This is a genomic window from Actinoplanes solisilvae, from assembly GCF_003999975.1.
GTDB lineage: Bacteria > Actinomycetota > Actinomycetes > Mycobacteriales > Micromonosporaceae > Actinoplanes > Actinoplanes solisilvae.
On the sequence record NZ_RJAC01000007.1, the window covers coordinates 301,256 to 322,443 of the forward strand.

The following is a 21,188-nucleotide window of genomic DNA, read 5'->3' on the forward strand; positions in this document are numbered from 1 at the left end:
CCATGAGATATAAAGCCCTCGCGGCTTCGCTGGCCGTAGCGGTCGGCTTGAGCATGCTCCAGCAACTGCCGGCGTCCGCGGCCGAACCGGATCCCGGCCCGGCCGCCGGCAAGATCGCGCCGACCCTGAAGGACCGCTTCCGTACGCAGCCGTCCTCCGACTTCTGGATCACCTTCGAGAAGAAGGCCGACCTCGGCCCGGCGAAGAAGATCGCCGACTGGACCGCTCGCGGCCGGTTCGTCTATGACGCGCTGACCGCGGCGGCCAAGGACTCCGTGGCCGCCGTCGCCCCCGAACTCGACCGGGCCGGCGTGAAGTACACGTCCTACCCGATCGCCAACGCCGTGCTCGTCAAGGGTGGCACCGAGAAGCTCGCTCTCGACGTGGCGTCGCGGGTGCAGGTTGCCGAGATCCACTCGACGCCGCAGGTCGCGCTGGTCGACCCGGTGGACGAGAAGATCCCGGCCGACCAGGCCGCCCGGCCCGCCGCCCCGAAGAAGGCCGACGCCGTCACCTGGGGCCTGGAGTCCATCCACGCCCCGCAGGCGTGGGCCATGGGCGCCACCGGGGCCGGCATCACCGTGTCCAACCTCGACTCGGGCGTGCAGTTCGACCACCCGGCCCTGCTGCAGCAGTATCGCGGCACGAAGCCCGACGGCACGGTCGACCACAACTACAACTGGATGGCCACCCGGGGCTCGTGCACGGGTGCGCCGTGCGACGACAACGGCCACGGCACCCACACCATGGGCACGATGGTCGGCTACGACGGCGTCGAGCACGTCGGCGTCGCACCGGACGCGCGGTGGATCGCGACGAACGGATGCTGCGGGGACAGCGTCGAGTCGCTGCTGAACTCCGGCTGGTGGCTGCTCGCGCCGACCGACGTGCAGGGGAACAATCCCGATCCGTCCAAGCGCCCCCACGTCATCAACAACTCGTGGGGTCAGACCGTCGAGCACGACTTCAACGACTTCTTCCTGGCCATCGACGAGGCCTGGACCGCTGCGGGCATCTTCAGCACCTGGTCGTCGGGCAACACCACGCCGTACGCGGCCTGTGACACCGTCTCCTCCCCGGGCTCCGCGGCGAGCGCCTACTCGGTCGGCGCCTACTCGGAGGACGGCACGCTCGCGTCGTTCTCCCGCAAGGGCGAGGGCGAAGGCGACCGGATCAAGCCGGAGATCTCCGCCCCGGGTGTCAACGTCCGTTCGTCCTATCCGGGCAACGGCTACGCCGACATGGCCGGTACGTCGATGGCCTCGCCCCACGTCGCCGGCGCCGTCGCGGCGCTCTGGAGCTACGACCCGACCCTGATCGGGCAGGTCGACGAGACCCGTCGCCTGCTCGGTGCCTCGGCCGTCGACGTCGACGACACCGAGTGCGGCGGCACCGCCGAGATCAACAACAAGTACGGCGAGGGCCGGCTCGACCTCGTCCGCCTGCTGGAACTCGCGCCCCGCAAGGGCGGCACCCTCACCGGTGTCGTCACCGCCAACGGCGCCCCGGTCCCCGCAGCCGACGTGACGATCAGCGGGCCGTTCAGCCGGTCCATCGGGACCGACAAGGACGGCCGGTTCACGACCAACCTCCCGGTCGGCGACTACCAGCTCAGCACCAAGGTCTTCGGCTACCTGACCGCGACCGCCAAGGTCACGATCACGCTCGGCCAGGACACCTCCGTCACGTTGCCGCTCACGGCCGCCACCAGGCACGACATCAGTGGCCGGGTCGTCGACGACAAGAAGCGTCCCGTCCCGAACGCCGACGTCACCATCAAGGACACCCCGCTGAAGCCGGTACGCACGGACGCCAACGGTGCGTACAAGATCGCGGCTGTCCCCGAGGGCGCGTACAAGCTGGACGTCAAGCCCAACGCCTGCTTCTCGCCGAAGACACTCCCGCTGACCGTCGGTGCGCAGAACCCGTCGTCCGAGATCGCGGTCGGGCTCGTCGTCGACGGGGGCGGCTACAGCTGCGCCGTCACCGAGGGCGAGTACCTGCGCGGCACCCAGCCGGTCACCGTCGACAGCGGTGTGTGGGCCACGGTGAAGCTGCCGTTCCCGATCGCGCTCTACAACGGCAGCCACGACACCCTCGGCGTCGGCCTGCGCGGCGTGATCTCCCCGGACACCTCCACCGGGCCCGGCTCCGGCGGCGCGGGCATCTTCCCGTTCGCCGTCGACAGCCCGGTCGAGTTCGCCCCGGGCGGTGGCATCTTCACGGCGGCCACCAAGGTGAACGGTGAGGACGCGTTCGTCATCGAGTACCGCAACGCCAAGATCTGGGCCTGGCCGATCCGGGCGGAGAACACCGAGCCGGTCAACTTCTCGGCCACGCTCACCCGCTCGGGCACCGTGATCTTCGGGTACGGCGACGGCGTCGGCAGCGACGACCCGGTGACCGGCGGTGCGAACGCCGTCACGGGCATCCAGGGCTGGGCCGGCGTCGACGGCATCCGGTTCTCCGAGGACGCGCCGGTGCTGCACGACGGCATGATCGTCACCTACGACCTGCCGGACTTCGGCTACCTCGACGCGACCGTCGTCGACAAGAACGACGGGCTGCCGGTCGCCGGGGCGAAGGTCTCCTTCAGCACCAAGGACGGGCTCGTCGAGACCGTCACCACCAATGGTACGGGCATCGTGCACCGCCAGCTTCCGGTCGGCGCGTACACCATGACGGTCGAGGCGCCGAACTACACGACGGCGGCGTACCCCTTCTCGCTGAAGAACCTCTACGCGAAGGCCAAGATCGACGCTCGTCTGACCACGGGTGTCGCGGGCCTGAAGGCGGACGGCCTCGACGCGCTGTTGGGCACCGGCCAGAACGGCGTGGGCTCGCTCACGCTGACCAACACCGGGTCCGCCCCCATCACGTACGACCTGGGCGAAGTCGCGCGGCACCCCGAGCTCGACGCCACCGGCGCCACCACGCGCACCGGCACGGGTGCGGCCAGCAAGATCGACCTGGCCGCGTGGAAGGCCGGTGCGAGCGGCATGAAGCCGTCGAGCGCCGACGGCAAGGCAGCCACGTCGAGCGTCACGGAGGCACAGGCGGGAGCCAGGGTCGGCCAGACCTCCGGCGGCGACGTCATCACGCGGATCTCCATCCCCGGCACGATCGCCGAGAAGGAGCCCTCCGGCATCGGGTACGACGGCGACGTCTGGGTCCACGACTACAACGCGCGCACCAACACCGCGTACACGGTGAAGGGCAAGAAGACCGGGAAGGTCTTCGACGCGGCGTGGAGCCCCGACTACCGGGCGTTCGACATGGCCCTGGACACCAAGACCGGGGACATGTGCCAGATGGAGGACAGCCCGGCGAGCTTCATCCACTGCTTCAACCGGGAGACCGGCAAGGAGACGAGGCAGATCAAGGGTGACTGGTCGACGCTGCAGCTGACCGGTCTCGCCTACAACCCGGCCAAGGACGTCTTCTACGTCGGCGGCCGCCGGAACGGGATGATCGGAACCGTGGCCGGCACGTCACACGACAACCCGGGCGCGCTCCTGTCCTTCTGCGCCCCGCCGCTGCCCGAGATCATCGGGCTGGCCTACAACCAGGCGTCGGACACGATCTGGTACACCGACCTCGTCTCGAACCGGCCCACCCGCCTGCTGCAGGTCGACCCGGCCGACTGCTCGCTGGTGAACGCGTGGTGGTTCCCGGGCCAGAAGCCGGGCATGGGCGGTGGCCTCGAGACCGACGCCACCGGGGCGCTGTGGGCGGCCGACCAGCTCGCCGACGACGTCGTGCTCGTCGACGTCGAGGACGACCTGTTCACCGACCTGCCCTGGCTGTCGCTCTCCAAGACCGGCGGCACCCTCGCCCCCGGTCAGTCGACGACCGTCAAGGTCACGATCTCCTCGAAGGACGCCAAGCCCGGGGTCCAGGGCGCGAACATCGTGGTCCGGTCCGATTCCGGACGGCAGTCCAAGAGCTATGTCCCGGTGACGCTCACGACCACGAAGTACCAGGTCGGCGTGAACGCCGGCGGCGCGAAGCTCACCGACGGCACCGGCTACACCTGGTCGGCCGACCAGCCCGCCGGCAAGAAGGCGTGGGGCTACGAGGGCAAGACGAAGGTCGCCTTCACCAAGAACCCGATCGCCCGTACGACGGACGACGCCCTGTTCCAGTCGCAGCGCACCACGGCCGACAAGAAGCTGTTCTACCGCTTCCCGGACGCGCCCAAGGGCACGTACGCGGTCGACTTCGGGTTCGCTGAGATCGACAAGGCAGCCAAGGGCAAGCGGGTGTTCGACGTCCTCGTGGACGGCGAGCTGAAGGACTACGCGTACGACCCGGCCGCTGCCGTGGGGCCGAACACCGCCGACTGGCGCAAGGCTGTCGTGCAGCACGAAGGTGGTCCGCTGACCGTCGAGCTGCGGGGCTCGAAGGGCTTGAAGGCCCCGAGCATCGCCGCGCTGCGGGTGACGCTCGACCCGCGGGCTGACGTCACGGACGAGCCCGAGGAGCAGCCGGAGCAGCCCGACCCGGGCCCCGTGCCGGTGGCTCCCGCCGGTCGTTCGTACACGATGAAGGTGACCGAAGGCCTCTACCGTCAGGGCACGCAGGAGTCCGGCTGGCACGGCGACGAGATGTGCGGCCCGCTGTTCTTCGACGCCGGCTACCTCCAGCCGTTCTACGACACGGCCTGGGACGGCGTCTGCGTGACGATGAACGGGGCGCTCACCTTCGACCGGGTCGGCGGGTTCGGGGGCAACACGACGCTCCCGTCCCCGTACGCGATCGACGCGATCTACCCGTTCTGGGACGACCTGGTCGTCGACGACGAGGCGGGCATCTACTTCGGCACGACCGAGGTGGACGGGGTGGCGGCGCAGGTCATCGAATGGCGCAACGTCGCCTTCTACACCGACCAGACGGCACGCGTCAGCTTCTCGGCCACCCTGCTCGCCGACGGACGGATCCAGATCGGCTACGGCGACGGCGTCGGCGGTGACAACCCCCTCACCCAGGGGTCGTCGGCGACGGTCGGTGTGGAGAGCCTGGACCACAACCCGGCGATCCAGTACTCCTTCGAGCAGCCCGTCCTGAAGGCCGGCCTCGGCCTGGAGTTCAGCCTCCCGGCCGCGGGCACGATCGAGGGCACGGTCACCGACAAGAACGACGGCAAGCCGATCGAGGGCGCGATCGTCACCATCGGTGAGCGGGTCCTCACCACCGACGTGAAGGGCCGTTGGAAGGCTCAGGCGCTGGTCGGCGCGAACACCGTGCAGGTCGAGTCGCCGAACTACGTCACGGTCAGCCGCTCGGTGACCATCGCCAAGAAGGACCAGGCCGAGGTGATGGACACGGCGCTGACCACGGGCATCGCCACCGTCGCCGGCGGCGATCTCGACTGGTTCCTCGACAAGGGCCAGAAGGCGACGGGCAAGGTGACCGTCACCAACAGCGGTTCCGCCCCGCTCGACGTGCGGCTCAGCGAGCAGACCGAGCTGCCGTGGCTGACCCTTTCAGGCGCGGCTGCGGCCGGCACGGTCAAGCTCACAGCCGGCGCGTCCACCACGGTCACGGTGACGGCCGACAACGCCGGCATCAAGCCTGGCGTGCTCCTCGGCAACCTGGTCGTGGCGACGAACGCCGGCAAGGGCGAGACCCAGCTCAAGCCGGTCCGCATGGCGACGTCGGCCTACTGGAAGGGCGTCGACGCCGGCGGATCCGGATACGTCGACGCCGGCGGCTTCTTCTGGGCGGCGGACCAGGCGCTCGGATCGCGGCCGTGGGGCTATGCCGGTGGCAAGGTGCAGACCACCAAGGCCGGCATCGCGGGCACCGAGGACGACGCGCTGTTCCGCACCCAGCGGACCGGTGAGACGTTCAGCTACGTGTTCAAGAACGCCCCGGCCGGGACGTACCGGATCGGTCTCGGCTTCGCGGAGCTCGAGAAGGTCAAGGAGGGCAAGCGTGCCTTCGATGTGCTCGTCGACGGCAAGATCGCCCTCTACGACCACGACGTGCAGGCGAAGGTGGGTGCGCTGACCGCGGACCCGAACACGGTCACCGTCGAGCACACCGGTGGCGATCTGACGATCGTGTTCACCCGGGAGAAGGGCGAGGCCGACCCGATCCTCAACGCCCTGAAGGTGCAGGAGGACCCGCGCCTCTAGACAGTGACCGGGTCAGGGCCTCCTCGAAAGGCTTTCCGGGGAGGCCCTGACCTGGTTGTCCAGCAGGGTACGCATCGACGTGAGGGCGGCGCGGGCCGCGTCGAGAACGCCGTCGAGGTCGTCCCGCTCGGCGGCCCGGGTCACCTTCTGTGCATCGTCCAGCACCGACGCCCGCAGCCCGGCGGCCATACGGGCCCGTTCGTCACGGGCGCGCAGCTCGGCCTCGGCCGACACGAACGCCACCGCGCCCCGCTCCCGGTCGAGCCGCCGCTGCCGCCGCCGTCGGGTCGCGAAACCGGCCAGCCAGCTCGCGGTGATCGGCACAGCCAGCAGCAACCCGGCCACGACCGCGCCGAACGCCGCCATCACCACCGCTACCGCGGGCCCCTGACGCGCCTCGGGAGCGGAGACGGTCAGCAGGACGCCGAAGTCGAGAGCCGCCACGACCAGCGCGCCGACCAGGCCGATCCAGGTCAGCGTCGGCCGTGAACCGTAGGCGGCCACCGCGTAGACGGCGGCGAAATCGGCGCCGGAACTGAACAGGAACAGCCAGGCCTCGGCCGGCGGCGTCGTGCCGGTGGCGATCAGCACCGGCCCGAACCAGCCGGTCAGCGCCACGACGATCAGCACGGTCCACGGATGCTGACGCCGCCACAACAACGGCGTCGCGTGGGCCAGCACCGCGAGCAGGATCAGAGTGAGGGCCGCGGGTGACGCGCCGTGCTCCTCGATCAGCACGCTCACCCCGGCCAGCGGCAGCAGCAGAGCGAGCAGGGTCAACCCCGCATCGAGTACGACCTGACTGCGCAACCAGACGCGCAGGCGTGCGGGGGCGGCGGCGGTGGGCACCGTCGCGCGGACCTGCCAGCCGCCCTCCGCCCGGGGGCCGGCCTGCACCGTTCCGCCCAGAGCGGCGGCCCGCTCGCGCATCCCGGTCAGGCCGCGGCCGCTGCCGAGTCCCGCTCCGGAGTCCGACGGGGTCGTCGCTTCGTCGTTCTCGACGTGCAGTGACGCGCCCGTGGTGTCGTACGTCTGGGTCAATCGCACTGTCGCCCCAGGCGCGTAACGCAAAGTGTTGGTGAGGGCCTCGCGGGCGATGCCATGCAGTGCCTCGGCCATGGCCGGCGGTGGATCACCGGTCTGGGAGAGGTGGACGATCTGACCGAGCTGGCGGAAGTCGTCGGCCAGGTCGGCCAGGTCGGCGGCGGGCGTCGTGGTGGGCAGCACGGCGACCAGCTGATGCAGGGCGGTCAGCGTCTCGCGGCCGGTGCGGGCGGCGAAGGCGAGGGCTTCGGCGCGCAGCTCGGGCCGGCCGATGAACTGGGCCGCCGAAGCGTTCACGACGATCGACGTGAGATGGTGGGCGGTGACGTCGTGCAGCTCGCGGGCGAGACGGCGTTGCTCGGCGGCAGCCGCGTCGCGGCGGGCCTGCTCGGCCTCGGCGAGCCGGTGGGCGGCGGCGCAACGATCGTCGAGCCAGCGGCGCCGCACCCGGCCGACCGCGACGACCAACGCGTACAGGGCGATCGAGACGAGGATGTCGAGCGGCTCGTCGCCGAAGACCAGCACGGCCTGCAGGGCGAGCACGGCGGCGACGACCAGCAGAGTCGTGCGGCGGGAGCTGCGCAGGGCCACGTGGAACAGGGCGATCGACTCGGCGGCCGAGACGATGAGCAGCGCGTCGCCGGGGAAGAGCCAGACCTGTTGGGGGACGGCCCAGACGCCGAGTGCGAGTCCACCGGAGACGATCGCGATCGCGACGACCGGGCGGGAGCGGCGCAGCGTCAGGGCACCGCAGACCAGGGCGACGATCGCGAGGCCCGCGGCCGCCTCGGCGCGACCGAGATCGCGGCCGGGCCAGTACGCGAGCTGGGCGACGGCTAGCAGTGCGGGCAGCACCCAGATCTTCCAGCGAGCCATGATGCCCGACACCATATGCCCTGAGGCATAGGCGTCGGTCCGACCGTCGCCCGATTCGCCGCGGCGCCCGGAACGGGAGACTTTCCGCATGGAATATCACCGTCTCGCCCGTACGCCCGCCCATCGCTGGTGGCAGCCGGTTCTCGGCACCCTGTTCATCGTCGCCGCGGGGGCGTTCGTCGCCGTGTTCGGCTATCTGACCGTCACGGCAGCGGCCGCCCTCGCCGGTCGTCCCAACAATGTGGACGGTCTGCCGAGCTTCGGCGAGCGCGTGGATCTGGCGCTCATGTTCCTGAGCCTGGCCGTGCTGTTGCCGATCACGTTTCTGGCCGCGCGATGGATCCAGCGCCGGCCGGCCGGGACGCTGTCGTCGGTCACCGGGCGGCTGCGGTGGCGCTGGCTGTTCAAGCTGTTGCCGGTCGCGCTGGTGGCGGTCGTGGTGCTGCTGGGCGGCGGCATGCTGCTGGGGAGTCTGACCGGGCTCGAGGAGACGCAGCCCGACCTGGTCGGGTGGGGGCCGTTCGCGCTGTCGATGCTCGTCCTGCTGATCGTGGTGCCGCCGCAGGCCGCGGCCGAGGAGTACGTGACCCGCGGCTGGCTGCTGCAGGCGACCGGGGTGTGGTTCCGGCAGCCGTGGGTGCCGATCGCGTTCCAGGCGCTGGTGTTCGCGGCGGCGCACGGGTGGGGCACGCCGTGGGGCTTCGCCGACCTGTTCCTCTTCGGCGCGGTCGCGGGGTGGCTGACCGTGCGCACCGGAGGGCTGGAGGCGGCGATCGCCCTACACGTGATGAACAACCTGGTGAGCGCGGGCCTCGCCGCCGCGTTCGGTCTGCTGACGATCGACGAGACGGCCGCCGACATGCCGTGGCAGCTCGCCGCGGTCGACGTGGTGGTGCTGGCGGCGTACGCGTTCGTCGTCGTGAAGCTGTCTCCCTCTCCTGTTCCGCGGGTGGCGACCCCTCAGCCGCTCGTCTCGGTTCGCTGAGCTCGATGGGCGGCCATGCGCACCGGGTCGTTGGCAAAGCCGTAGCCGCGGTAGCCGCCCTCGCGCTGGACGATCTCGACGAAGACCCGACGGCCGACGACGGGCGTGAACAGCTGCAGGTAGGAGCCATGCTCGTCCTCGTCGTAGAGAGCGCCCAGCCCGCGTACGGTGTCTCGCCGCGGCCCGGGCAGGTCGCGCCGGGCATCGAGATCGTCGTAGTAGTTGGCCGGCACGGGCACGGCGTCGACGGCCTTCGCGACGCGGGCGAGGTCGTCGGTGATCAGGGTCAGATGCTGCGGATGCGGTACGGCGGGCGCCCAGTCGCCGCGGCGCAGCAGGGGGACGCTGAGGGCGAGGCGCACGCTGCGGTCGGCGTTGCGGATGGCGAGGGTGCGCACCAGCCCGAACGGCGCCGCGAACTCGCCGGCCTCGTCGTCGGTCAGGCCGAGCACGCTGCGGTAGAAGAGCGCGGCCTCGTCGTAGCGGTCGAACGGCTGGGCGAGCGAGAGATGGTCGATCGCGGTGATGCCGGCCCCGGCCGTGCGGGTCTCGCCCGTGGGCAGGAAATCGCCGAGCCAGCCGTGGTCGGCGTCGCTGCGGCAGAAGAACACCTCGGTCCCGTCGGGCGCGGCGACGGCGGTGAGGTCGGCCTCGGCCTGCCGGCGACGGCGGGGGAGGGGCTTGGCGAGCAGTTCTGCGGCCCGCTGTGCGGAGGCGGCGGGGTCGGTGCTCTCCAGCGCGAACGCCCGGATGGCCGCGGATCCCTCGGCCAGGCGCGGCGCGCCGGAGTTGAGCAGGATGCGGGCGGTGTCGTGCTCCCAGAGCTGGACGGCCTTGGACCGGTGCTGGCCGGTGTGGGCGAAGCCGAGGGCGCGCAGCAGGCTCTCGAGCTGTGCCCCGGAGTCGGGATCGACGGCGAGCTCTACGAAGGCGATACCGGTGAGCTCGGGAGCCGGGGTGAGCCTGGTCAGCTCAGCCTGCTCGGCTGGCCGGGCGGGCTCGGCTGACCGCGCGGCCTCGGCTGGCCGGGCGGGCCCGGCCGGTTGTGCGGGCCCGGCCGGTTGTGTGGGCTCGGCGTCGGCGAGCAAGCCGGCGAGGGCTATCAGCGAGCGGCGGGCGTCGACCGCGGTGCGGTGGGGGTCGGCCTGGCGGAACACGTCGTTGAAGACCTCGAGGGACAGCGGCCCGCGATAGCCGGCGTCGAGCACGGCCCGGGTGAAGCCGGCCAGGTCGAGGCGCCCCTGCAACGGGAACAGGCGGTGGTGGCGGCTCCACTGCAGCACGTCCATGTCGAGGCGCGGCGCGTCGGCCAGCTGGAGGAAGAAGATCCGTTCCCCGGGCAGGCCGGCGATCTTCCCGTAGTCGTCGGTGCGGGACAGGACATGGAAGCTGTCGAGACACAGGCCGAGCGCGGGATGGCCGGCGCGGCGCACGATCTCCCACGAGTGCTCCCACGTGGACACGTGCCGCCCCCAGGCCAAGGCCTCGTAGGCGATGCGCATGCCCCGCTCGCCGGCCCGCTCGGCCAGCCTTCGTAGCTGCGCGGCGGCGAGCGCGTCGTCGTCGATCGTGTCGGGTGCGACTGATGAACAGATCAGAATCGTGTCGGCCCCGAGCCGCGCCATGAGGTCGAGCTTCGCCTCGAAGCGGCGTTCCACCGCGGGGAAGCGTTCGGGGGGAGCGCCCTCGGCGTCACGGAACGGCTGGTAGAGCTCGATCGAGAGGCCGAGGTCGGCCACCCGTTGCCGAATTCGCTCCGGCGACGCGGCCGAGGCGATCAGGTCGTTCTCGAAGATCTCCACAGCATCGAACCCGGCGGCCGCGGCGGCATCGAGCCGGTCCTCCAACGTCCCGGAGAGGCAGACGGTCGCGATGCTCAAGCGCGCCATGCCGCGGATCCTTTCAATGTACGAACCAGTACGTTCACTCTAGGTGTGGTGTCATGGTGCGGCAAGCGTCAGGCCGGTCAGATCCACCCCCGGCTCTGGGCCGTGCGGACGGCCTCGTGGCGGTTGGTCGCGCCGAGCTTGATGGCGGCGGCGGAGAGGTAGTTGCGCACCGTGCCGGGGGAGAGCGCGGCCTGGCGGGCGATCTCTTCGACGGCGGCACCCGAGGCGGCCAGCTCGAGGACCTGGGACTCGCGTGTGGTCAAGGGACTGTCGCCGGCGCTGATGGCTTCGGCGGCCAGTTGCGGGTCGACGTAGCGGCCGCCCTTGGCGACGATGCGGACCACGGTGGCCAGGACCTCGGCGGCCGCCGTCTTGGGAAGGAAGCCGCGCACGCCCGACGCCAGGGCGCGCCGCAGGTGGCCGGGCAGGCCGTGGCTGGTGACGATCATCGTGCGACAGGAGGGGACGTCGCGGTGGATGGCCTCGGCGACGGCCACCCCGTCGAGGTCGGGCAGTTGCAGGTCGATGATCGCCACGTCGGGTTGGAGGGCGCGGGCCATTGCCAGGGTCTCGGCGCCCGTCGCGGCCTGGGCCGAGACAGTCAGGTCGTCCTCGAGCGCGAGCAAGGCGGCCATCGCGCCCCGGATCAGATGCTCGTCGTCGGCGAGCAGGACGCGGATCATGTGGCCTCCCCGTGAGCGTCGAGCGGAGCCCGTGCCCGCAACCGGAAGCCGTCCGGTTCGACGCGGACGGCGCTCACCGAACCACCCAGTGCGCCGACGCGCTCGGCCAGCCCGGTCAGCCCGATCCCTCGTACGACCTCCGCATCGAAGGCGCCGCCAGAGGTGGGGAGGGGTAGCCCGTCGTTCTCCATCGTCAGGGTGGCCTCGCCGGTGGTGACGGAAAGGGTGATGCGGCAGATGCGGGCCTCGCTGTGGCGGAGCACGTTGGTGGTGCCCTCGCGGACCACCCAGGCAAGGGCGGCCTGCACCGCGGCCGGGAGCGGGTGGTCGTCGCTCTGCACGTCGCAGCTGATGCCCGCGGATTCGAGCAGGGCGCGGGCGCCGGCCAACTCGCCGGACAGGTCGGCCGCCCGGTAACCGGCGATCACACCCCGAAGGTCGGACAGGGAGTTCTGCGCTATGCGGCGAACCTCGAGCATCTCGTCGGCCGCCTCGGGACGGCCTCGCTGGGCGAGCCGGGCGGAGAGCTCGGCTTTGAGGGCCACGACCGAGAGCGTGCGGCCGAGGACGTCGTGCAGGTCGCGGGAGAAGCGCAGTCGTTCCTCGGCGACCGCCAGGTTCGCCTGATCGCGGCGCGCCTTGTCGAGCTCGCGGACCAGGCTCAGCGTCCACAGCGTGACGCGGGCGCCGGGCACGAGGAAGAACAGGATGCCGGCCAGTGCCACCGCGGGGCCGGGACCGGCGTGAGTCTGGGCGTGGGAGAGAGCGGCGACGGCGACGCAGCCCGCGAAGCCCACCGTGCTGAGCACGATCGTCGAACGCACCACGGTGGTGAGGGCGATCGCATAGATCGTCACCGACAACATCAGAGCCGCGACCGCGACGCTTTCGCGGCCCGGGACCGCCTGCGGATAGGCGACGATCGCGATCGCGATGGTGACGACGCCCGACGCGCCGCCGGCCAGGGCGGGACGGATCGGGAACGGCGCGTCTTTCGGGGTCGCGGCGATGCCCGCCCGCATGAGCCGGCCGCAGAACAGAATGTGGGCGATCGCCGCGGCCGCGACCGGAACGGCCTTCCAGCCGAGCCGGTCAGTGGAGGTGATGGCGCCGAGTGCGATCAGCGGGGCCAGCAGAATGTTGCTGTAAAGCGTGGTCTTGATGTAGATCTCGAAACGGTCCGTATCGCTGCGCATGGCTCACCTCCGATCGAAGGGTGTCCCTAGGGAAGGAATCGCATCTCGGGATATCTCGGCGATGGGCCGGACAGCAGGCGGCCGTCGCCGTGGCGCAGATGCCGCTCGAAGAACGCCCGCACGTAGGAACGCTGCACCTCGATGGACCGTTCGCCGTCGATGCTACCGATGAGGGGCTCGTAGTCGGCGGGTGGCGTTCCGGCCTGAGGCGTCAGCACCTGAAGGTCGGTGAAGGACAGGTGTCTCGAGTCTTTCAGCTGCAGCCAATAGCGTGACCCGCGAAGCTTGCCCCACATCTGCGACCAGGTCTCGTCCTCGTCGGGGCCGTCGAAGTCGGCGCTCAGCATGAGGAAGGGCCGGTCGAGGCCGGTGGTGAGAACGCGGCCGAACCAGGTGCCGTCGAGGTTGAGTCCCGCTCGCACGCGCCGGTCGACCCGCATGACCTCGGCCGCCTCGGCGCCGCCCATGGAGGATCCGAACATGCCGACCTGATGGAGATCGAGGGCTTCACCCAGGCCGGGCGGCAACGGGCAGCGGGCGGCGTCGGGGTTGCGCCCGCGAGTGATCGCGGTGAGCTGGTCGAGGACGAATCTGGTGTCGGCGACGCGGACGGCGAGAGCCTTGGCCAGGGCAGCGTCCGCTTCTTCGGGGGTGGTCGGCGCCGGCACGGCGTGCTCGGCCACGCGGCCCCCAGGGAACTCGACGAACTGGGCGTCGTGGGTGTGGTCGACGGTGACGACGACGAAGCCCCGCGAGGCCAGGTCTTGGACGAGGGCCGTGCTGCCGGTGCGCTCGAGACCGAAGCCGGGCGAGTAGATGCGGCGGCGAGAGCGATGAGGGCCAGAAGCGCTTTCTTCATGCGGTCGAGTCTTCCGGCGGCCCTCGTGCCGATGTAGTGCCGGGGTTCATCGGTTCCCGTGCGCTCTGCACGGAAAACCGATGACGTTTGTCATGTGACCCGGTCCGCCGATGACCCGGTCCCGCCGGTCACGCTCGCCCTGCCGGTCGCCGGGGTGCTCACGCAGGTGTTGCGCGAGGGGCTCGACCGGGCGCTGGTGGCGGATCGGCTCGACACGCAATTCGTGGGCTCACCGCGGACCGCAGTGGAGCGCTTGAAGACGTTGCGCAGGGTGACCGGCGCCGACGAACTCCTGGTCACCACGATCACCCACAGCCACAACGACCGGGTGCGCTCGTTCGAGCTGCTGGCGAAGCACTGGCCCGGCTGACGACAGGGCTTCGCCGGGAACAAATAGGGCTTCGCCGGGAACAGACCGGAGAGCTGGTGCCGGGGGACAGTTGCACGGGGGACTGTCCTGCCGGGACACTGGCGCGGTGACCGATGATCTCGTGGCGAAGCTGAACGTCGACGTCCCGCACTCGGCCCGGGTCTGGAACTACTGGCTCGGGGGCAAGGACAACTTCGGCCCCGACCGCGCGGTCGGCGACCAGGTCAAGTCGGTCTTCCCCGAGATCGTCGACGCGGCCCGGCAGACCCGGGCGTTCCTGGGCCGCGCCGTCACCTTCCTCGCCGCCGAGCAGGGTGTGCGGCAGTTCCTCGACGTCGGCACCGGCCTGCCCACCGCCGGCAACACCCACGAGGTCGCGCAGCGCATCGCTCCCGATGCCAGAGTCGTCTACGTCGACAACGACCCGCTCGTCCTCGGCCACGCCCAAGCGCTGCTGACCAGCACCCCCGAGGGCGTCACGACGTACCTCGACAAGGACCTCAAGGACGCCCCGGGCGTGATCGCCGAGGCGAGGCGGACGCTCGACTTCGACCGGCCGATCGCGCTGATGCTGCTCGGGGTGCTCGGCCACGTCGAGAGCCCGGCCGAGGCGCGCGACATCGTGCGGGCACTGGTCGCCGAGCTTCCGTCCGGCAGCTACCTGGCGATGTCGGACGGCACCGCCACCAGCGAGCGCGTGATCGAGTCGCACCGTCAGTACAACGAGAGCGGCGCGGTGCCCTACCACCTGCGCTCGGTGCCCGACTTCGCGTCGTTCTTCGACGGCCTCGGTCTGATCGAACCCGGCGTCGTCCCGATCCCCGACTGGCGGGCCACCACCCCCGACAAGATCGTCGTCGACGGCTACGCGGCCGTGGCCCGCAAGCCCTGACGAACGCTTACGTGCCGGAGCGGGAAGCCGGCGACGCAGGCGAACCGCCAACGATGCCTCCAGCCCTGAGCGCGACCGGCTACATGGTCCATCCCCGTCGAAGCCGGTCGATCGCAGGTTCGGCCAGGGGGGCGAGGCAAGCAGGGCCGGCGGGAACGCTCAGGTGCCCGCCTTGCGTTCCCGGAAGGCGATCATGTTCATCCGGTTCCCGCAGCGCACGGTGCAGAAGCGCTTGGAGCCGTTGCGGGACAGGTCGAGCACCAGCCCGTCGCAGTTGTCGGCCTCGCAGACCCGCAGCCGGCCCATCTCGTTCATGCGGATCACGTCGGACAGCGCCAGCGCCATCTCGGCCCGGATTCGTTCGCCCAGCGGCGCGTCGGGCGCGGTCGCGTGCATGTGCCAGTCGAGTTCGTCGTGGCGGGCCAGGAACGGCAGCGCCTTCGCCTCGCGCAGCATCCGGTTGACGACCTCGACCGCCTCGTCGCGCGGCAGGCCCCACACCTCACGCAGCAGCGCGCGCGTAGCCCGTACGTCCTGAAGTTCGGTCTCGTCGTGATCGATGCGCCCGGTGTAGGAGAACCGGGTCAGCATCGCGGCGAGCTGATCAATAGTGGACAGCTCGTCGTCGCCGCTGCGCGAGCTGCGTGGCTCGGTGTTGCCGAGCGCCACCACGAACTCCAGCGACTCCACCGTGTCAGGGGCAAAAAGCAATTTGACTCCTCACTCAGAGCGGCCTAGCGTCAGGGGCATAAAGAATTTAGACCATGACAGCACGATGACAGCGTACGTCGGGGGGGTAGCGATGAGGTTTTCACCGAAACACGTCGGACTGGCCGCGATGATCCTCTCCGCGGTCTCGTTCGGCACCTCCGGCGCGTTCATCAAACCGCTGCTCGAGGCCGGCTGGTCCCCGGCCGCCGCCGTCACCGTGCGCGCCCTGACCGGCGGCGTCGTGCTGCTCCCGATCGTCCTGATCTCCCTGCGCGGCCGCTGGTCGGCCCTGTGGCGGGCCCGCTGGCGGGTGCTCGGCATGGGCCTGATCGCCGTCGCGTTCACCCAGCTCGCCTACTTCGCCGCCATCGCGCGCATCCCGGTCTCGACCGCCCTGCTGATCGAATATCTCGCCCCGCTGCTGCTGGTGCTGTGGGCGTGGGCGACCACCCGCCGCCTGCCCCGCCCGGCCGTGCTGCTCGGCTCGGCGCTGGCCATCGGCGGCCTCGTGCTGGTGATCGGCCCCGGCGCCCTGCAGACGACCGACCTGCTCGGGCTCGCGCTCGCCTTCGCCGCCGCGATCGGCTGCGCCGTCTACTTCGTGGTCGCGGCCCGCCCGGCCGACGGCCTCCCGCCGGTCGCGCTGGCCGGCTCGGGCCTGCTGCTCGGCGGCCTGGCCCTGGCGCTGGTCACCCTTACCGGGGTGCTCCCGTTCGACACGGTCGGCGGCGACGTCGCGCTGCTCGGCGGCACCGCCCCCTGGTGGGTTCCGCTCGGCGTGGTCGCCATCGCGGGCACGGCCATCGCGTACGCCACCGGCATCGCCGGATCGTCGCGCCTGGGTTCCCGCCTCGCGTCGTTCCTCGGGCTCCTCGAGGTCGTCTTCGCCTCGATCTTCGCCTGGCTGCTGCTGGACGAGTCGCTGACCCCGCTGCAGATGCTCGGCGGCGCGCTGATCCTGGCCGGCATCGCCTCGATCCCGTCCGAACAACAGGCCCCGGTCGTCGAGGAAGCCCCGGAAAAAGAGCCGGCCGTCATCTGAGCTGCCTGTCCCGGGAAGAGCGGAGGACTAGCCGGGGAAGACCTGGTCCTGACGCAGGAAGAGCAGCACGGCCAGGACCCGTCGCGACTCCCCGCCGGTAGCCGGCAGCCCCAGCTTGCCGAACACGCTCGACACGTACTTCTCGACCGCCCGCAGCGTAAGGAACAGCCGGTCGGCGATGCCCTGGTTGGAGTGCCCGCTCGCCATCAGCTCGAGCACCTCCCGCTCGCGCGGGGTGAGGGCGTCCAGGGGATCGTCCGGCCGCCGCCGCGCGACCAGCGACGACACGATGACCGGGTCGACCGCCGTGCCGCCCGCGGCCACCCGGCGTACGGCCGCCACGAACTCGGCGACGTCGCTGATCCTGTCCTTGAGCAAGTAGCCCGCACCGGCCGCGGAGTCGGCGAACAGCCGCATCGCGAGGGCCGGTTCCACGTGCTGCGAGAGCATCAGGACGGCCGTGGAAGGGTGCCGGTCGCGGATCGTGATCGCCGCCCGCAACCCCTCGTCGGTGTGCGTAGGCGGCATGCGGATGTCGACCACTGCTACCTGCGGGCCCAGCGACGACACCGCGCTCAGCAGCGCGGCGGCGTCGCCGCAGCGGGCCACCACGTCGAACCCGGCGTCGGTCAGCAGCGCGGCCAGCCCTTCGCGCAGCAGCACGCTGTCTTCGGCGATCGCTACCCGCACGGCAGGTCCGCCCGCACCCGGGTGCCACCGCCGCCGGGGCTCCACACCCGCAGCGTGCCGCCGAGCGCCTCGACCCGGTCGGCCAGCCCGCGCAGCCCGCTGCCGCTGGTCGTGTCAGCTCCGCCCACCCCGTCGTCGGCGATCTCGACCACCAGCACGTCTCCCGCCCGGTTCACCTCGACGCGGGCGGTCGACGCGCCCGCGTGGCGCCCCACGTTCGTCAGGCTCTCGCACACCACGTAGTACGCCGCGACCTCGACCGGCTCAGGCAGGCGGGAGTCAAGACCGACCTCAAGCCGTACGGGAACGGTCGCTTGCGCGGCCGCGGACTCCAGCGCCACCGCCAGCCCGTGCCCGCTCAGCACGGCCGGGTAGAGCCCGTGAGCCAGGTCGCGCAGCTCGGACAGTGACGTCGCGACCTCCTCGCGGGCCGCGGCCAGCGCCTGCCGGGCCGCGGGATCGTCGTTGAGCCGCGACTCGAGCAGGCCCAGCCGCAGCGACAGCCCGACCAGCCGCTGCTGGGCGCCGTCGTGCAGGTCGCGCTCGAGCCGGCGACGCTCGCGACGGCCCGCCTCGAGCACCCGCGCGCGCGAAGCCCGTACCTCCAGAAGACCCGCTCGCAGCTCGGCGCGCAGACGACCGTTGTCGATGACCATCTCGACCGCCGCCACGACCGCCTCGAGCAGCTCGCGATCGGCCGGACGATGGGTGATCGCGGCGACCGGCTCACCGTCACGTTCGATCAGCGTCGCCGAGGACGGCAGTGCCGCGGGAGCGCCGTCATGATCGACCCAGCTGCGGTATTGCGGCAGCCAGTAGAGCAGGGACGCGGTCGGGTCGCGCAGGGCCCGGGCCAGGCAGGGGGACAGGTCGTCGGGCTCCCGGCGCAGCGCCAGGACCAGCTCACCCACGGAGGCGCGAGCGAGCCGCGCGTCGAGCAGACCGGCCAGGAACGCCACCGGCGCCAGCCCCAGCACGGCCAGGGTCGCCTGCTGCACCTGCGCGAACCCGGGGATCACGAACAGGCCCAGCACCAGCAGGACGGCCAGCGAGAGCAGCCCGAGCGCGAACGAGCCGATCAGCCACCGCACCGCGCGAGGCTCGGCCCTGAGCCGTACGCCCAGAAGCCCGAGCCCGGCCAGCAGCAGCACGCTGAGGGTGACCAGCTCGACCCCGTGCACCACCTCGGCGACGCTGGGCGCGTCGAAGACCCGCAGCAGGTTGCCCGGCCCGAAACCGCCCAGCACCATCACCGTCAACTGCAGACCGATCGAGACCGCGTACGCCGTGACGACCAGCGGGCGGGCCGGGCCGCTCAGACGTCCGCTCGGGAAGGCCAGGAAGACGTGCAGGAACAGCGCGACGACGAGCAGGTCGAGGGCGAGCCCGACGGTGTGCAGCAGCGCGTTCGACGACCAGGCCAGGGTCGACAGCGAGGCGCCGAAGCCGACCAGCACCATGAGCCGGCCGAACGCGCTCTCGGGCCGGCGCGTCCAGGCGAGCAGACCACACGACACGTAGGCCAGCAGGATCCACACGAACAGGCCGGCCTGCAGGAGATGGCCGCCCGGGCGGGCCAGGGCGATCGACATCGCCGCTGCGGCGAGGCCGGCCACCGCCAGACCCGCCCGCAACGCCCGGCTCGGGACGCCTAGGCCGTCGATTTCTGCAGGATAGGCCGGTCCACACGCGAAGAACAGGCCAGAAAACCGCCCTGTGGACGACGTGCCGGCCCGGTGTTCCCTCCCGGCCCGCGCGACGAGGGTGAGGGCATGACATCCATCGCCGCGGCCGTCCGCCGCCACCCGCTCATCGCCTTCTTCGTCCTCGCGTTCGTGATCGGCTGGTCGCCGTGGCCGTTCTGGGCGGCCGGGCTCACCGGCAACACGAACTTCCTGCCCATCGCGCCGCTGATCGCCGCGCTCGTCGTCGCCGCGCTGACCGGGAGTCTGCGCGATCTCGGCAGCCGCCTCATCCGCTGGCGGGTCCCGTGGTGGTGCTACCTCGCCGCGGTGGCGCTACCGCTGATCGTCATCTTCGCCACGGCCGGCATCTACGGCGGTGCCTCCTGGAAGTTCGTCTGGGCCGACATCGCCATCCTCTTCGCGCTGCGCTGGATCAACCCGCTCGACGGCCCGCTCGGCGAGGAGCCCGGATGGCGTGGTTTCGCCCTTCCGCGCCTCGACGCGATCTGGTCCCCGTTGATGTCGGCGGCCGTCCTCGGCACCTTCGCCGCGATCTGGCACCTGCCGCTGGTCTTCTCGACCGAGGGCAACACGGTCGGCTGGATCGGCCTGGTCAGCACCTTCGTGATCACGTTCGTCTACTGCTGGCTGTTCCGCCGGGCCAACGGCAGCGTGCTGCTGGTCCTGCTCTTCCACATCGTCCAAGGCACCATCACCCCCGAGACCCTCGGGTACGAGGGTCAGGACGTCGACCGGATGCTGATGCTCGGCTTCGTCGCCTGGGTCGTCGTCGCCCTCGCCACGATCGTGTTCGACCGCGACGCCTGGCGAGCCACCCCGCGCGCCGTCGAGCCGGTCGAGCCGCGCCGTGTACTCACCACGCCCGTCGTCCAGCAGTCTCTTTGATCACGCGTGAGCCCCCACCTCCACCTTGCCGACCGTCAGGGTGGGGGTGGCCCCATGGATGCGGCCCAGCCGCGCGACCTCCTCGTCGAGGGCCGCGCGGTTCGCGGCTGACAGGGGCGTCAACGGTTCGACCGTGACGGCGACGCGGCGGCCAGTGAGGCGCTGGTGCCAGACTCCGGCGGCCAGACCGTCGATCAGCAGGACCGGAAAGTTGCCCGCCTGCCCGCCGGCGAGGGCGCGCTCGGAGGCCCGGCCGGGAAAGACGACGTGGCGGGGGTGCGAGCCCACGGCGTACGCGTCGAAATAGGGCAGCAGTCGCAAGCCGTGCGGGGCGTCGTCGAACACCGTGTCGCCCGCGAGAAGCCACAGCTGCTCGCCGTCGATCGTGACCTGGGTCAGCTCGCCGCTCAGCTCGGTGAACACGTCGGTCAGCAGGCGCGGGGGAGCGGCCAGCCAGCGCGCGACGTGAGCCGGGGTCGCCGGACCGTACGACCACAGATAGCGACGGACGAGCTCCGTCAGAGCTGCTTGCGGTTCCCAGGGCGTGAAACCCGGCGACCAGCGGGCGGGACTCGCGTACGTGACATTGCGGCCGCGCTGCGGGCCGAAGCAGAGGACGCCCTGCGTCGCCGCCGAGCCGACGATCTGACGCCAGCGCGGCCACAGCGTCTGGAAGGCGGGCATGACCTTCTCGCCCGCCCACGGCCCGGTGCGGGCGACGACCTCGGTGTGCAGCTCGTCGATCGTCAGGCTGTCGTCGGCGGTGGTCAGCGCGTCGTCGACGGCCTGAGCCACCTCGGCGATCTGGCCGGGGGTCAGGCGCACACCGGCGGCGAACGTGTTGGCCGGTGGCAGAGCCTTCAACGCGCCCGTCCACAGGCCGAGGTCGCGGGCGGGCAGCAGGTGCACGGTGCCGCGCGGTCCGTGGGTCTTGACCAGCGTGCGATCCGTCCAGAGAGCCTTCTGTACGTCGACACGCGTGGCCCCGTCGAGCCTCGTGGCCACCGATACCTCGGCCGCCGACATGATCTGGGCGTGCGCACCGCACATCGCGGCGGTCACGCCGGCCGGATCCGCTCCCGGGGACGTCAGATGATGCCTCGTCGTCCGCCGGGCAATGACCTCACGCCATGTCAATTGCATGCCTGGACGCTATCGGCCATAGCGGTCAGATTCTGTCCGCATCGCCCTGAGCCTTTTCAGGGGGATCTCGGGGTATG

The 21,188-nt window shown here is 71.1% G+C and carries 15 protein-coding genes; 6 read left to right on the forward strand and 9 right to left on the reverse strand.

Features of this window, described 5'->3' with window-relative positions; all coding sequences use genetic code 11:
* Positions 1 to 2 precede the first annotated feature (2 nt).
* Entirely contained in the window at positions 3 to 6,140 is a 6,138-nt protein-coding gene (locus tag EER30_RS20940) for a S8 family serine peptidase (RefSeq protein WP_127502179.1), read from the forward strand.
* A gap of 12 nt (positions 6,141 to 6,152) precedes the next feature.
* On the opposite strand, the gene EER30_RS20945 is transcribed toward EER30_RS20940, so the two are convergent.
* Positions 6,153 to 8,060: a sensor histidine kinase gene (locus EER30_RS20945; protein ID WP_164842415.1), complete on the reverse strand. Its 1,908-nt coding sequence runs from the start codon at positions 8,058 to 8,060 to the stop codon at positions 6,153 to 6,155.
* Positions 8,061 to 8,148: 88 nt separating this feature from the next.
* On the opposite strand from EER30_RS20945, the gene EER30_RS20950 reads away from it, so the two are divergent.
* A complete protein-coding gene (locus tag EER30_RS20950; RefSeq protein ID WP_127502181.1) occupies positions 8,149 to 9,045 on the forward strand; it encodes a CPBP family intramembrane glutamic endopeptidase in 897 nt (298 codons plus the stop codon).
* Here EER30_RS20950 and EER30_RS48760 read toward each other — a convergent pair.
* The 4 genes from EER30_RS48760 to EER30_RS20970 all read right to left on the reverse strand — a co-directional run bounded on the left by EER30_RS48760 (position 9,021) and on the right by EER30_RS20970 (position 13,631).
* Entirely contained in the window at positions 9,021 to 10,934 is a 1,914-nt protein-coding gene (locus EER30_RS48760) for a sugar phosphate isomerase/epimerase and 4-hydroxyphenylpyruvate domain-containing protein (RefSeq protein WP_127502182.1), read from the reverse strand. The genes EER30_RS20950 and EER30_RS48760 overlap by 25 nt on opposite strands.
* A gap of 77 nt (positions 10,935 to 11,011) precedes the next feature.
* Entirely contained in the window at positions 11,012 to 11,617 is a 606-nt protein-coding gene (locus EER30_RS20960; protein WP_127502183.1) for a response regulator transcription factor, read from the reverse strand.
* Entirely contained in the window at positions 11,614 to 12,813 is a 1,200-nt protein-coding gene (locus tag EER30_RS20965) for a sensor histidine kinase (RefSeq protein ID WP_127502184.1), read from the reverse strand. Before EER30_RS20965 ends, EER30_RS20960 begins: the two co-directional genes overlap by 4 nt.
* 26 nt (positions 12,814 to 12,839) lie before the next feature.
* Positions 12,840 to 13,631, reverse strand: a complete 792-nt coding sequence (locus EER30_RS20970) for an alpha/beta hydrolase family protein (protein ID WP_127502185.1) — start codon at positions 13,629 to 13,631, stop codon at positions 12,840 to 12,842.
* Between the two features lie 135 nt (positions 13,632 to 13,766).
* On the opposite strand from EER30_RS20970, the gene EER30_RS20975 reads away from it, so the two are divergent.
* Entirely contained in the window at positions 13,767 to 14,042 is a 276-nt protein-coding gene (locus EER30_RS20975) for a hypothetical protein (protein ID WP_240670194.1), read from the forward strand.
* Positions 14,043 to 14,124: 82 nt separating this feature from the next.
* The gene (locus EER30_RS20980; protein WP_240670204.1) at positions 14,125 to 14,934 is read left to right on the forward strand and encodes an SAM-dependent methyltransferase; all 810 of its coding nucleotides are present in this window, start codon (positions 14,125 to 14,127) and stop codon (positions 14,932 to 14,934) included.
* A gap of 159 nt (positions 14,935 to 15,093) precedes the next feature.
* Here the strand turns inward: EER30_RS20980 and EER30_RS20985 are convergent, their stop codons facing one another.
* Complete coding sequence (locus EER30_RS20985) at positions 15,094 to 15,645, reverse strand: CGNR zinc finger domain-containing protein (RefSeq protein WP_127502187.1); 552 nt, start codon at positions 15,643 to 15,645, stop codon at positions 15,094 to 15,096.
* Between the two features lie 91 nt (positions 15,646 to 15,736).
* Between EER30_RS20985 and EER30_RS20990 the strand changes: the two genes are divergently transcribed.
* Positions 15,737 to 16,687 carry an EamA family transporter gene (locus EER30_RS20990; protein WP_127502188.1) on the forward strand — a complete coding sequence of 317 codons (951 nt, stop codon included), beginning with the start codon at positions 15,737 to 15,739 and terminating at the stop codon, positions 16,685 to 16,687.
* A 27-nt stretch (positions 16,688 to 16,714) separates the two neighbouring features.
* On the opposite strand, the gene EER30_RS20995 is transcribed toward EER30_RS20990, so the two are convergent.
* Together EER30_RS20995 and EER30_RS21000 are read right to left on the reverse strand one after the other, a co-directional pair.
* Complete coding sequence (locus EER30_RS20995; protein ID WP_127502189.1) at positions 16,715 to 17,377, reverse strand: response regulator transcription factor; 663 nt, start codon at positions 17,375 to 17,377, stop codon at positions 16,715 to 16,717.
* Positions 17,368 to 18,993, reverse strand: coding sequence for a sensor histidine kinase (locus tag EER30_RS21000; protein ID WP_164842416.1), 1,626 nt, complete (start codon positions 18,991 to 18,993; stop codon positions 17,368 to 17,370). The genes EER30_RS20995 and EER30_RS21000 overlap by 10 nt, the downstream gene beginning before the upstream one ends.
* 156 nt (positions 18,994 to 19,149) lie before the next feature.
* On the opposite strand from EER30_RS21000, the gene EER30_RS21005 reads away from it, so the two are divergent.
* Positions 19,150 to 19,968 carry a CPBP family intramembrane glutamic endopeptidase gene (locus tag EER30_RS21005; RefSeq protein ID WP_127502191.1) on the forward strand — a complete coding sequence of 273 codons (819 nt, stop codon included), beginning with the start codon at positions 19,150 to 19,152 and terminating at the stop codon, positions 19,966 to 19,968.
* Here EER30_RS21005 and EER30_RS21010 read toward each other — a convergent pair whose 3' ends face one another.
* On the reverse strand, positions 19,969 to 21,111 hold the full coding sequence (locus tag EER30_RS21010) for a winged helix DNA-binding domain-containing protein (RefSeq protein ID WP_127502192.1): 1,143 nt from the start codon (positions 21,109 to 21,111) through the stop codon (positions 19,969 to 19,971).
* Between the last annotated feature and the right edge of the window lie 77 nt (positions 21,112 to 21,188).